The 13,289-nt window shown below is 66.6% G+C and carries 12 protein-coding genes; 11 read left to right on the top strand and 1 reads right to left on the bottom strand.

Going from position 1 to position 13,289, the window contains the following annotated elements; translation table 11 throughout:
• From cobW to C7I87_RS16785, 6 genes are read left to right on the top strand one after another with little or no spacing between them, the layout of a single operon-like run.
• A complete protein-coding gene (gene cobW, locus C7I87_RS16810) occupies window positions 1–1,038 on the top strand; it encodes a cobalamin biosynthesis protein CobW (protein ID WP_149905256.1) in 1,038 nt (345 codons plus the stop codon).
• An 18-nt stretch (window positions 1,039–1,056) separates the two neighbouring features.
• Window positions 1,057–4,431 carry a cobaltochelatase subunit CobN gene (gene cobN, locus C7I87_RS16805; protein ID WP_149905255.1) on the top strand — a complete coding sequence of 1,125 codons (3,375 nt, stop codon included), beginning with the start codon at window positions 1,057–1,059 and terminating at the stop codon, window positions 4,429–4,431.
• Entirely contained in the window at window positions 4,428–5,894 is a 1,467-nt protein-coding gene (cobG, locus tag C7I87_RS16800) for a precorrin-3B synthase (protein ID WP_149905254.1), read from the top strand. Before cobN ends, cobG begins: the two co-directional genes overlap by 4 nt.
• Before the next feature lie 2 nt (window positions 5,895–5,896).
• Window positions 5,897–6,529 (top strand): precorrin-8X methylmutase, encoded by a 633-nt coding sequence (locus C7I87_RS16795; protein ID WP_149905253.1) that lies wholly within the window; start codon window positions 5,897–5,899, stop codon window positions 6,527–6,529.
• Window positions 6,526–7,284: a precorrin-2 C(20)-methyltransferase gene (locus C7I87_RS16790; protein WP_149905252.1), complete on the top strand. Its 759-nt coding sequence runs from the start codon at window positions 6,526–6,528 to the stop codon at window positions 7,282–7,284. Before C7I87_RS16795 ends, C7I87_RS16790 begins: the two co-directional genes overlap by 4 nt.
• Complete coding sequence (locus C7I87_RS16785) at window positions 7,281–8,045, top strand: precorrin-3B C(17)-methyltransferase (RefSeq protein WP_149905251.1); 765 nt, start codon at window positions 7,281–7,283, stop codon at window positions 8,043–8,045. Before C7I87_RS16790 ends, C7I87_RS16785 begins: the two co-directional genes overlap by 4 nt.
• Here C7I87_RS16785 and C7I87_RS16780 read toward each other — a convergent pair.
• Window positions 8,009–8,776, bottom strand: a complete 768-nt coding sequence (locus tag C7I87_RS16780; protein ID WP_149905250.1) for a cobalt-precorrin-6A reductase — start codon at window positions 8,774–8,776, stop codon at window positions 8,009–8,011. The genes C7I87_RS16785 and C7I87_RS16780 overlap by 37 nt on opposite strands.
• Window position 8,777: 1 nt before the next feature.
• Here C7I87_RS16780 and cbiE point away from each other — a divergent pair, with 1 nt between their 5' ends.
• The 5 genes from cbiE to C7I87_RS16755 are packed head-to-tail and all read left to right on the top strand — an operon-like array spanning window position 8,778 to window position 13,288.
• Window positions 8,778–10,019 (top strand): precorrin-6y C5,15-methyltransferase (decarboxylating) subunit CbiE, encoded by a 1,242-nt coding sequence (gene cbiE / locus C7I87_RS16775; protein ID WP_149905249.1) that lies wholly within the window; start codon window positions 8,778–8,780, stop codon window positions 10,017–10,019.
• The gene (locus tag C7I87_RS16770) at window positions 10,016–10,402 is read left to right on the top strand and encodes a cobalamin biosynthesis protein (protein ID WP_149905248.1); all 387 of its coding nucleotides are present in this window, start codon (window positions 10,016–10,018) and stop codon (window positions 10,400–10,402) included. Before cbiE ends, C7I87_RS16770 begins: the two co-directional genes overlap by 4 nt.
• Window positions 10,399–11,163 (top strand): precorrin-4 C(11)-methyltransferase, encoded by a 765-nt coding sequence (gene cobM, locus C7I87_RS16765; protein WP_149905247.1) that lies wholly within the window; start codon window positions 10,399–10,401, stop codon window positions 11,161–11,163. Before C7I87_RS16770 ends, cobM begins: the two co-directional genes overlap by 4 nt.
• Window positions 11,160–11,978, top strand: a complete 819-nt coding sequence (gene cobA / locus C7I87_RS16760) for a uroporphyrinogen-III C-methyltransferase (RefSeq protein ID WP_149905246.1) — start codon at window positions 11,160–11,162, stop codon at window positions 11,976–11,978. Before cobM ends, cobA begins: the two co-directional genes overlap by 4 nt.
• A complete protein-coding gene (locus C7I87_RS16755) occupies window positions 11,975–13,288 on the top strand; it encodes a cobyrinic acid a,c-diamide synthase CobB (RefSeq protein ID WP_149905245.1) in 1,314 nt (437 codons plus the stop codon). The genes cobA and C7I87_RS16755 overlap by 4 nt, the downstream gene beginning before the upstream one ends.
• Window position 13,289 lies beyond the last annotated feature (1 nt).

Genomic DNA, 13,289 nt, shown 5'->3' with positions numbered 1-13,289 from the left:
ATGACCACGTCCGTTTCCCGCGTTCCCTGCACCGTCGTCACCGGCTTCCTCGGCGCCGGCAAGACGACGCTGATCCGCCATCTCCTGGAAAACGCCGGCGGCAAGCGTATCGCGATCATTGTCAACGAGTTCGGCGACATCGGCATCGACGGCGAAATCCTCAAGGGGTGCGGCATCGATACCTGCCCCGAGGAAAACATCGTCGAATTGGCCAATGGCTGCATCTGTTGCACAGTCGCCGACGATTTCGTGCCGGCGCTCGACCAGATCCTGTCGCTGACGCCCAAGGTCGACCATATCCTGATCGAAACCTCGGGCCTCGCCCTGCCCAAGCCGCTGGTCCAGGCTTTCCAGTGGCCGACAGTGAAGAGCCGGGTGACCGTCGATGGCGTCATCGCGGTGGTCGACGGTCCCGCACTTGCCGAAGGCCGCGTCGCCAACGACATGGACGCCCTGCAGGCGCAGCGTGCGCAGGACGAGACACTGGACCATGACGATCCGGTCGAGGAAGTCTTCGAGGATCAGATCGCCTGCGCCGATCTGATCATCCTGTCGAAGAGCGATCTGATGGACGCCGAGGGCTCAGCCCGCGCCAACGCCATCATCGGCGAACACTCCGCCCGCGCCGTGAAGATTGTGCCGACGTCTCACGGCAAGGTCGATCCCTCGGTGCTGCTCGGTCTTGGGCTCGCCGTCGAGGACGACATCGAGAACCGCAAGTCCCATCATGACGGCGCGTTCGACCATGAGCATGACGACTTCGACACGTTCATCGTCGACATTCCCTCGATCGCCAATCCGGACGAGTTGGCAAAGCGCGTCGCCGCGGCCGCCGAACAGGAAAACGTGTTGCGGGTGAAAGGCTTCGTCGAGGTCGGCGGCAAGCCGATGCGGCTCCTGCTGCAGGCTGTCGGCCCGCGCGTCAATCATTACTATGACCGCGCCTGGACCGCCGAGGACGACCGTCGTTCGCGCCTCGTCGTCATCGGTCTCAAGGGGCTGAACCGCCCCGCGATCGAACGTATCCTCGCCGGCTGATCTCAGGCACGAGCCGCGATGCACATCCTCACCACGACCTCCGCCTCGCTCGACGACCTCGCCGAGCCGGTCGACCTGCGGCAGGCGCCGGCGGATATCGTGGCGCTGTCCTTCACCGACAGCGATCTCGCCGGACTGGCGGCTGCATGGAAGGCCGACGCCGATCGCTTGCCCTCGATGCGGCTCGCGGCACTGCGCGACCTGCGCCATCCCATGTCCGTCGATCTCTGGATCGACAGCGTCGCCCGCCATGCCAAGGTCATCCTGGTGCGCATCCTCGGCGGCTACGACTGGTGGCGCTATGGCTGCGACCAGCTCTCGGCAATTGCCCGCGAGCACGGCATAAGACTGGCGTTGCTTCCCGGTGAAAGCCATGACGAGGATCTCCGGCTGATCGAAGCCTCGACGCTGCCGCGCGCCGAACTCGACGGCCTGCTCGGCTATTTCCGCGAGGGCGGCCCGGCCAATATGAGTGCGCTGGTGCACAGGCTGGCAGGACTGATTGGACAGGACAGGCCCGTCGCCAACCCGGTCAGCGTGCCAAAGGCCGGCTACTATCAGCCTGGATTGGGTGTCGCGGAGGAGCCGGACCTTTCAAATGTCGGCGCTCCCGTCATCCCGATTCTCTTTTACCGATCGATGCTGCTTGCAGCCGATGTCGCCCCGATCGATGCCTTGGCCGAGGCTTTGCACTCTCAGGGACTGGCACCGGTCCCGATCTTCGTTTCCAGTCTCAAGGACCTGGTGTCCCTGGCGTTCGTCGAAACTGCCATAGCATCGCTGAAACCGGCCGCCATCATCACCGCGACCGCTTTCGCGTCCGGCGCCGAGCCCGGCGTGGAAACCCTGTTCGACCGCGCTGGCGTGCCTGTCTTCCAGATCATCGTCGCCACCACCCGCCGCGATATCTGGGAAAACAACCAGCGCGGGCTCGCCCCCGCCGACCTTGCCATGCATGTCGTGCTGCCAGAGCTCGACGGCCGCATCCTTGCCGGCGCCATTTCCTTCAAGGGCGAGAGCGATGTCGACCCGGCGCTTGGCCACCGTGCCTTGGCCAACCGGCCGGAAGCGGATCGTGTAGAGCAAGTAGCCAAGCGCGTGGCGGCCTTCATCCGTTTGCGGGGGACCGCGCGCGCCGAACGCAAGCTCGCGATCCTGATCCCCGATTATCCCAGCGCACCTGGCCGAACCGGCTACGCGGTCGGGCTGGATGTTCCGTCCAGCGTGCTGGGCATGCTGCATGACTTGAGCGAACAGGGCTATGTCGTTGAAGGGATTCCGCAAACGCCGCGTGAATTGCTGGATTTGCTGGAACGCGGCAATCATGGGCTGAGGCTGGACGACTATTACTCCTTTTCGACTGAGTTGCCGTCAGCGGCAATTGCTGCGGTAGACGCTGCCTGGGGCAGAGCGGAAGATGAGACAGGTCTTCGCGAGCGCAAACCTTCGCAATCAAGCAAGAAACACTTCCCCTTCCACGCCGCGAATTTCGGCAACATCACCGTGGCCCTCGCCCCCGATCGCGGACGCTCCGCCGATCGCCGCGCCGACTATCACGACCCGACGCTCCCGCCGCGCCATGCGCTCCTCGCCTTCGGCCTCTGGCTGCGCAAATCGCTCAGCGTCCACGCACTCATCCATGTCGGCGCCCACGGCACGCTGGAATGGCTACCCGGCAAGACCGTTGCGCTCTCGCAAAACTGCTTCCCCGAGATCGTCACCGGCTCCCTGCCCGTCATCTATCCCTTCATCGTCTCCAACCCCGGCGAAGCAGCGCAGGCCAAGCGGCGCATTGCCGCCGTCACGCTTGGCCATCTGCCGCCGCGGCTGACAGGCGCCGGACTGGACGAGGGCCAGCATAAGCTCGAACGGCTGGTCGACGAATATGCCCAGGCCGACGGGCTCGACCGCCGCCGCCGCGACCGTCTCGCCAGGCTGATCGTCGACACCGCGCAAAAGACCGGCCTCGCCTCCGAAGCCGGCATCGCCGAGACCGACGCGCCCGACGAGGCACTGCGCCGCATCGACGCCTGGCTCTGCGACCTCAAGGATTTCGCCATCAAGGACGGGCTGCATGTCTACGGCCGCGTCGCTGACGACGAGCTTGACACTATGCGCCGGCAAAGCGCGGAAGCCGAGAAGGCGGCGCTATTCGCCGCGCTCGATGGCCGTCACGTCAAGGCAGGCCCGGCCGGCGCGCCCGCGCGCGGCCGCTCCGATGTCTTGCCCACCGGCCGCAACCTGTTCACCTCGGATCCGCGCACCATGCCGACGCCGACCGCCTATGACCTTGGCAAGGCGGCTGCCGAGGAAGTCATACGCGGCTACATGCAATCGCGCGGCGACTGGCCGCGCTCGCTGGTGACAGACCTCTGGGGCTCGGCCTCGCTGCGCACCGGTGGCGAGGAGATTGCGCAGGGCCTGGCGCTGATGGGCTGTCGGCCGCAATGGGACACTGCCACCGGCCGCATCACCGGCATCGAAGTGCTCCCACCGGCTACGCTCGGCCGCCCGCGCGTCGACGTGACCTGGCGCATATCGGGGCTGTTCCGCGACATGTTTCCGACCCAGATCGCCCTGATCGACGCCGCCGCCAAAGCCGTTGCTGCACGCGACGAGGACGATTCGGAAAACCCGCTCGCCGCCAGGACCCGAGCCGACGGCAAGGTCAGCCCGCGCATCTTCGGCACCTCGCCCGGCACTTACGGCGCCGGCGTCGAGGAACTTTTGTCGAGCGGCGACTGGACAGCGCGGGAAGAAATCGGCCGCGCCTATCTCGACTCCACCTCGCACGCCTATGGCGGTGCCGGCGGCGAAGGCATCTCGGCGCCCGGCGCTTTCGAGGGCCGCATCGCCGAAGCCGATCTTCTTGTCCACACCGGCGACGACCCCGGCCGCGACATCCTCGAAGGCTCCGCTGACGTCGCCTTCATCGGCGGCTTTTCGGCCGCCTTGGCCACGCTCGGCAGGAACGCCGACGTCATCGTGCTCGACACCACGGATCCGCAGAAGCCGAAGCCGCGCTCGGTCGGCGAGGCGGTGTCGCGCGTGGTGCGTGCCCGTGCCGTCAACGCCCGGTTCATATCAGGGCAAATGCGCCACGGCCCGCGCGGCGCCTCCGAATTCGCCGAAACCGTCGACCGGCTGGTCGGCTTCGCCGAGACCACCCATGCCATTTCAGGCGCGCTGATCGAGGCCGTGCACGATGCCTATCTCGGCGATCCGAACGTTCGCGCCTTCATCCTGCGCGAAAATCCCGCAGCCGCCAAAGTCATCGCCGAGCGCTTCCTGTCGGCGCGCCGGCGCGGCCTCTGGCATCCCTTGCGCAATTCCATCGACGACGATCTCGCCGCGCTGATTGCCGAGGCGGAAGCGCTCGGGGTAGCGGCATGAACGCCGTCTCGCGCCGTGGCGCCTGCCCCGCTTTGTCGGCACCGATGCAGACGGGCGACGGCCTGCTGGTGCGGCTCAATCCGGTCGCCGGAGGCCTATCGCCGAAGCTCTTGATCGGTTTGGCCGAATCCGCCTTGCGCCACGGCAACGGCATCATGGAGGTGACGGCCCGCGGCAGCCTGCAGATCCGCGGGCTCACAACGGAAAGCGCTGTGTTGCTGGCGGCGGAGGTCGATGCATTGGGCATCGCGGTGCGCACCGGCGTGCCGGTGGAGACCGGCCCGCTGGCTGGCGTCGACCCGCGGGAGATTGCCGATCCGCGGCCGATGGCTGAGCGCATTCGGATGGCAGTCGAAGAAGCCGGGCTGACGCAGCGGCTCGGACCAAAGGTTTCGGTGATCGTCGACGGCGGCGGGCAACTGACGCTGGACGCGGTGACGGCCGATGTGCGGCTTGTTGCGGTGCGAGCCGACAACAACATCGTTTGGAGCGTATCGGTTGCCGGCGACGGCCGAAACGCGAAGGTGTTGGCAACAGTCGATGCGGATGCCGCAAGAGACATAGCCGTCGCTGCACTCAGGATGGTCGCCGAAAAGGGCCTCGAGGCGCACTCACGAGATTTGTCGGAGCGGCAACTCAATTCTCTCGCAGGCTGGCATTCTGTGGCGCCCCCCTCTGTCCTGCCGGATATCTCCCCCACGAGGGGGGAGATCGGCAGCTTTGCCGCCAGCACTTCCCTTTCAACGTCGAAAATTGGCGAAGACAGCGATAACAGCGCAATCTCCCCCCTCGTGGGGGAGATATCCGGCAGGACAGAGGGGGGCGCCGTAGAGCGCAGTCGCCTATCAATCAGCCTCTTCAATCTAAATGACGGCCATGCCCTCGGCATCGGGCTGCCGTATGGTAGCATGCCAGCAGGCAAGATCATTGTCCTCGCGCAAACCGGCCTCACTCTCGGTGCGACCGAAATCCGCCTAGCACCTGGCCGCGCGCTGCTTTTCCTCGGCCTGACTGCCGGCGCTTGCCATTCGCTTCAACAGGTGGCCACCACCTTCGGCTTCGTCACCTCCCCCGCCGACCCACGCACGCGCATCGCCGCTTGTCCCGGCACACCTGCCTGCGCCTCCGGCCGCATCGCGACCCGCGACATCGCCGAGGCAATCGCCGCCGAAAACGCCGATAGTCTCGACTTCACGCTACATGTCTCCGGCTGCGCAAAAGGCTGCGCGCATCCGGGTCCGGCGGCGCTGACTTTGGTCGGCGGCGAAAACGGAGCCGGACTTGTCGTGAACGCGACGGCAAAGACTCTTCCTGCCGGCTACAGGCCGGGCTATGACGCCGCGCGCGGCATCAGCCGCGTCGCGGCGGTGATCCACAGCGCACGACTTCCCGGCGAAACCGCCGCCGCCTGCCTGACAAGGCTTGGCACGGCGGGCATCGCCGAGGCTTACCAACAGGAATGAGCATGGCCGCCTACGACTACATCCACGACGGCACGGCGATCTACGAGCGCTCCTTCGCCATCATCCGCGCCGAGGCTGACCTGTCGCGCTTCTCGGAAGCCGAGGCCGATGTCGCCATCCGCATGATCCATGCCTGCGGCCAGGTCGAGGCAGCAAGTCATTTTGTTTTCTCCCCCGATTTCGTCACCGCCGCGCGCAAAGCACTTGCCGCCGGCGCGCCGATCTTCTGCGATGCTGAAATGGTCTCGCATGGCGTGACGCGTGCCCGGCTGCCGGCCGGCAATGAGGTGATCTGCACCTTGCGCGACCAGCGCACGCACGACATCGCCAGGGAGATCGGCAACACCCGATCGGCTGCCGCGATCGACCTGTGGGGCGAGCGCATGGCCAGTTCGGTTATCGCTATCGGCAATGCGCCGACCGCGCTCTTCTACCTGCTGGAAAAACTACGCGATGGCGCGCCTAAGCCGGCCGCCATTATCGGCATGCCGGTCGGTTTTGTCGGTGCCGCCGAATCCAAGGATGCGCTGGCCGAAAATTCCTATGGCGTTCCCTACGCCATCGTCCGCGGCAGGCTTGGCGGTAGCGCCATGACCGCCGCCGCGCTCAATTCACTGGCGAGGCCGGGCCTGTGAACGCAATTTCCAAAGGCAGGCTTGTCGGTGTCGGCACCGGTCCGGGCGACCCCGAATTGTTGACGCTGAAGGCCGCGCGAGCCTTGGCCGAGGCCGATGTCGTGGCCTATTTCGCCAAGCGCGGCAACAACAGCAACGCGCGCGCCATCGTCGAAGCGCGCTTCCGGCCCGACATGCTGGAACTGCCGCTGCTCTATCCCGTCACCACCGAGATTGACAAGGATCACGACGATTACCGGTCGCAAATCGCCGGTTTCTACGAAGAGTCGGCCGACAGGGTCGCCGAGCACCTCGACGCAGGCAAGATCGTTGCCGTGCTGTCCGAAGGCGATCCGCTGTTCTATGGCTCCTACATGCACCTGCATGTCCGCCTCGCCCATCGTTTCCCGACCGAGGTCATTCCCGGCGTCACCGCCATGTCCGGCTGCTGGTCGCAGACCGGTGTACCGATCGTCCAGGGCGACGACGTGCTGACGGTCCTGCCCGGCACGATGAGCGAGTTTGAATTGACGCGCCGGCTGGCCGACACCGATGCCGCCGTCATCATGAAGGTCGGCCGCAACCTGCCCAAGATCAGGCGCGCGCTGGAGGCGACCGGCAAACTGACGCGCGCTGTCTATGTCGAGCGCGGCACCATGGCCGGCAGCGTCTCGATGAAGCTTGCCGACAAGCTGGACGACAAGGCGCCCTATTTTGCCATCGTGCTGGTCGCCGGCTGGTCCGGCAGGCCTGGCGTGGCTGGAGCCCAGGCATGAGCGGGCGTCTCACTGTCATCGGCCTCGGCCCCGGCAATGCCGACCAGGTCACCCCGCAAGCCAGCCGCGCTATCGCCGAGGCAAAATTCTTTTACGGATACAAACCCTATGTCGACCGGCTCGAGCTGCGCCCTGACCAGACACGGGTCGCGTCCGACAACCGTGAGGAACTCGCCCGCTCCAAGGACGCCTTGACCAAGGCCGCCGAGGGCCACGATGTCGCCGTGGTGTCCGGTGGCGATCCCGGCGTGTTTGCCATGGCCGCGGCCGTCTGCGAGGCGATCGAGGCCGGTCCGGCCGAATGGCGTGCGGTCGATGTCGCCGTCGTGCCAGGCGTCACCGCCATGCTCGCGGTCGCCGCCCGCATCGGCGCGCCGCTTGGCCACGACTTTTGTGCCATCTCGCTGTCCGACAACCTGAAGCCTTGGGACCTGATCGAGCTGCGTCTGCTGGCAGCGGCCGGGGCCGGCTTCGTCATCGCGCTCTACAACCCGATCAGCAAGGCGCGCCCCTGGCAGCTTGGCCGCGCCTTCGAATGCCTGACCGCCATCCTGCCCGGCACGACGCCGGTGATCTTCGGCCGCGCCGCCGGCCGCCCGGACGAGCGCATCGAGGTCTATCTGCTGGCCGAGGTCGACGCAGAAAAAGCCGACATGGCGACCTGCATCATCATCGGTTCGCCGGAAACCCGGATCATCAAGCGCGGCGACAAGCCGGCGCTGGTCTATACGCCGCGCTCGGCATCGGGCTCGACAAAATGATCGACCATCGCGGCCAGCGCTTCGACGGTTTCAGCCGAAGGCACTTGCGGCAGATCAGGCCTGCGCACCATGACAACCTCGATGCCGCGCGTTCGCGCCGCGGCAATCTTCCCGTATGTCGCCGCGCCGCCGCTGTTCTTCGACACGACGGCGTCAATGCCATGCTTTTCGAGCAGGGCGCGCTCGTCCGACTCACGGAACGGACCGCGCGCCAGAAGATAGTCAGCATCGGGCACGGCCAGCTCCGGCTCAACCGGATCGACGCTGCGGATGAGATAGTGGTGTTGGGGGGCCGCTTCGAAGGCGGCGACCTCCTGGCGGCCAAGCGCGAGAAACACACGGCGCGGCGTATCCCCAAGCGCCCGCGCTGCGCTGGCAACACTGTCGACCTCAAGCCAGCGGTCACCTTGGACGGCCTCCCATCCCGGGCGCCGCAAGGCAAGGATCGGCACGCCGGTCTTGCGCGCGGCCATTGCCGCATTGGCCGAGATTCGCGCCGCGTAGGGATGCGTGGCATCGATCAGCAGACCAGTGCCTGTCTCGCTGAGATACGCAGCCAGACCATCGGCGCCGCCGAATCCCCCGCTTCGCACGGGCACGCCCTGCGCGACAGGGCTTTCCGTGCGGCCGGCCAGCGAAAGCGTGACCGAGCAATCGGCGCGCGCCACCAGTTTTCCGGCCAGTTGCCGGGCTTCGGTGGTGCCGCCAAGGATCAGAATGCGGTGGGTCATCATGCCTGCTGAGGGTCCGCGCGGCGCCAAGCTCAACGCAAAATGGCTCACCATCGTCGGCATCGGCGAGGACGGTTTAGCGGGTCTCGGCGACGAGGCCAAGCGGCGGATCGCCGAGGCCGAGTTCATCTTCGGCGGCAAGCGGCACCTGGCGCTCGTCGCTTCCTTCGCCAAGGGCAAGCCGCGTCCCTGGCCGGTTCCGTTCGATGCCGGGATGGCCGACGTCCTGGCGCTTGCCGGCAGAAACGTTTGTGTGCTCGCCTCTGGCGATCCGTTCTTTCACGGTGTCGGCGCCACCCTCGCCCGCAAGGTCAAGCCGCACGAGATGCATGTCATATCAGCGCCCTCGGCGATTTCGCTGGCCGCGGCCCGCCTTGGCTGGGCGCTGCAGGACATCGAGATCACCTCGTTGCACGGCCACCCGATCGACCTGATCCGCCCGCTGCTGCAGCCCAATGCGCGCATCCTGGCGCTGACGTCGGATGGCGATGCACCCACTGCAATTGCCCGCCTGCTCACCGAGCTCGACTTCGGCGCTTCACGGTTGACGGTGCTGGAGGCGTTGGGCGGACCGAAGGAGACATTGCGCTCAGCGCGTGCCGATGCCTTCAATCTGGAAAACATCAATCCACTCAACATCCTGGCAATCGAAATCGATTCGGCTCCGCAAGCCCGCGTGCTGCCGCTCACATCAGGCCTTGCCGATCATCTGTTCGAGCATGATGGCCAGATCACCAAGCGCGAAATCCGCGCCGTCACCCTGTCGGCACTGGCGCCGAGGCGCGGCGAATTGCTGTGGGATATCGGCGCCGGCTCAGGCTCGATCGGCATCGAATGGATGCTCGCCCATCCCTCGATGCACGCCATCGCCATCGAGGCCGACCCGGCCCGCGCCACCCGCATCGGCCACAACGCCATTGCCTGCGGCGTTCCCGGCCTCGTCATTGTGGAAGGCAGCGCGCCCAAGGCACTGGCCAAACTAGCGACGCCCGATGCCATCTTCATCGGCGGTGGTGGCAGCGAAGCTGGCGTCTTGAACGCCGCCATCAAGGCCTTGCGCGCCGGCGGCCGTCTCGTCGCCAACGCGGTGACGCTGGAGATGGAAGCCCTGCTCCTCGCCCAGCACACGAAACTGGGCGGCGATCTCACCCGGATTGCCATCTCCCGCGCTTCGCCGGTCGGCTCCATGCAGGCATGGAGGCCGGCCATGCCTGTCACGCAATGGAGCTGGGTAAAGCCATGATGGTCGCGGGCATCGGCAGCCGCAAAGGCGTGCAGGTTGAAGACGTGCTCGCCGCGATAGAAACCGCGCTCGAAGCGCACGGCCTGGCGATGTCGGCTCTTTCGGCACTGGCCACCGCAGCGCTCAAGAAGGATGAAGACGCGATCGCTGCCGCTGGTCGCAAGCTGAACCTTCCCGTCATCATCGTCGATGACGCAGCCCTTCAGGCCGCCTCGCCGCACACACTCAGCAGGTCCAGCCTCTCGCGGGAGCTGGCCGGCACCCCCTCGGTTTCAGAAGCCTCCGCCCTCGCCGTCGCCGGCAAAGGCGCCAGCCTGCTCGGGCCTCGCACTGTGCTCGGCGCGGTCACCTGCGCCATCGCCATCAGCGGAGACGCGCCATGACCGTCCATTTCATCGGCGCCGGCCCAGGCGCCGCCGACCTCATCACATTGCGTGGCGCTATGCTTTTGGCGAGTTGCCCGGTCTGCCTCCATGCCGGCTCCATCGTCGCGCCGGAATTGCTACAGCATTGCGCGCCGGGAACAAAACTGATCGACACCGCGCCGATGTCGCTCGACGAGATCGAGGCTGAATATGTGGCCGCCCACAAGGCCGGCCATGACGTTGCCCGTCTGCACTCCGGCGACCTGTCGGTGTGGAGCGCCGTCGCCGAGCAGATCCGCCGGCTGGAAAAGCATGGCATCCCCTACACGCTGACCCCGGGCGTGCCTTCCTTCGCCGCCGCCGCCGCAGCGCTTCGCCGCGAGCTGACCATCCCCGAAGTCGCGCAAAGCCTGGTGCTGACCCGCGTTTCCGGACGTGCGTCGAAAATGCCACCTGGCGAAACGCTGGCCGGCTTCGGCCGCACCGGCGCCACGCTGGCCATTCATCTTGCCATCCACGCCATCGATCGCGTCGTCGCCGAACTGACGCCGCACTATGGCGGCGATTGCCCGGTGGCGATCGTCTTCCGCGCCTCCTGGCCAGACGAGCGCGTACTGACCGGCACGTTGGAGACCATAGAGGCGCTCCTGGCCGCCGATCCGATGGAGCGTACGGCGCTCATCTTCGTCGGCCGCTCGCTGGCGGCGGAAGGCTTTGGCGAGAGTTCATTGTATGACGCCCATTATCAGCGGCGTTTTCGCGGACGGGACGGATTGTGAGCGGCTGCACTGGAAATAAAGGCGAAAACGCTACGCTCGAACAGGCGCTCGCGCGGCTGAACTTCAAGCCTCGTCCGCTCGAGCCGGGCCACGTCTGGCTGGCCGGCGCCGGTCCCGGCGATCCGGGCTGCCTGACCCTGGAAGTGCTGGCGGCGCTGGCCGAAGCGGACGCACTTGTCTACGACGCTCTGGTTTCGCCGGATGTCGTCGCCGTTGCCGGAAATGCCGAGCTGTTCTTTGCCGGCAAGCGCGGCGGCCAACCCTCGATGAAGCAGGACGACATCACCGCTTTGCTGGTGCGACTGGCGCGTGAAGGCCGCCGCGTCGTCAGGCTGAAGGGCGGCGACCCCTATATTTTCGGCCGTGGCGGCGAAGAGGCGCTGGCCCTGGCGCGCGAAAACATCCCGTTCCGTGTGCTGCCGGGCCTGACATCGGGCCTCAGTGCATTGGCCGCCACCGGCATCCCGGCCACTATGCGCGGCATCAACAAGGCTATCATTCTGGCGACCGGCCACGCCGCCGGCACCGATGACGACATCGACTGGGCGGCAATCGCCCGCACCGGCCAGCCTGTCGTCGTCTATATGGGCATGGCCAATCTGCCTGTTATAGCGGGAGCCCTGCTCGACGGGGGACTGGCGCCGTCGACGCCGGCGGCCGTGATCGTCGCCGCGACGACACCGCAGGAGCGAACCGTCGTCGCCACACTCGCCACCATTGCCGAGGCAGCGGCGGCCGCCGGGCTCGCCTCACCGGCGTTGATCGTCGTCGGCGCCATCGTCGCCATGCGTGCCGCGCTGGCGGGGCAAGCATGACGGCGCGCGCGATCATCATCGGCGCACCGCGCTCCGGCTCGGGCAAGACCAGCGTCACCATCGGCATCCTGCGCGCGCTCACCCGGCGTGGCCTGAAGGTGCGCGGCGCCAAATCCGGCCCTGATTATATCGATCCCGGCTTCCACACCGCGGCCACCGGCCTTTCCGGCGTCAACCTCGACAGCTGGGCGATGCCGCCGTCACTGCTCAATGCGCTGGCAGCGCAAGCCGCCGATGACACCGATTTCGTCATCCTCGAAAGCGCCATGGGCCTGTTCGACGGCATTCCGGCCGCGCCAGGCCGCACCGGCTCGGCGGCCGATCTTGCGCGGCTTTACGGCCTACCGGTGCTGTTGGTGCTCGACGTGTCGGGCCAGTCGACCACGGCGGCGGCCGTCGCCAAGGGTTTTGCCACCTACGATCCGGACGTCCGCATGGCAGGCGTCGTTCTCAACCGGCTGGGTAGCGAGCGCCATCGGCGGCTGTCGGGCGATGCCATCGAGGCGATCGGCCTGCCCGTCGTCGGCGCCATCCTGCGCGATCCCACGCTCAATTTGCCCGAGCGCCATCTCGGCCTCGTCCAGGCCGGCGAGTATGATGACCTGATGGCGCATCTCGATCGGCTCGCCGACATGGCGGAGAAGTCGCTCGACCTCGACGCGGTCATGGCGCTGGCAACACCCCTCACCCCGGCGATTGGCGACTTCGCCGACGCGCTGCAGCCGCCTGGCCAGCGCATCGCGCTGGCCGAGGACGCCGCATTCAGCTTCCTCTACCCGCATGTCGCCGCCTGTTGGCGCAAGGCTGGTGCGGAGATCGTCCCGTTCTCGCCGCTCGCAGATGAAGCGCCCGACGAGGATTGTGATGTCTGCTGGCTGCCGGGCGGCTATCCCGAGCTTCACGCCGGCAAACTCGCAGCTGCCACGAATTTCCATGCGGGAATGGCGCGTTTCGCCACGACAAAGCCGATCCATGGCGAGTGCGGCGGCTTCATGGTGCTTGGTGAAGCGCTGGAGGATGCCTCCGGCGAAACGCATCGCATGCTCGGCCTGCTCGGCCATTCCACCAGCTTCGCCAAGCGCAAGATGAATCTCGGCTATCGCGAGGCACGGCTGCGCGCCGACTGTCCGCTGGGGCCGCAAGATGCACTGATCCGGGGGCACGAATTCCACTATGCGCAGATGACGGCCACCGGCAATGACGAGCCGCTGGCCGACCTCGCCGACGGCCAGGGCAATCCGCTCGGCGCTTCCGGCTACAGGCGCGGCCATGTCAGCGGCACCTTCTTCCACGCCATTGCGCGGGCCTAGA

It is taken from the genome of Mesorhizobium sp. SARCC-RB16n (genome assembly GCF_008520305.1).
Lineage (GTDB): Bacteria > Pseudomonadota > Alphaproteobacteria > Rhizobiales > Rhizobiaceae > Mesorhizobium.
The sequence above is the reverse complement of the archived record's forward strand: the minus strand, read 5'-3'. Positions and strand labels throughout refer to the sequence as shown.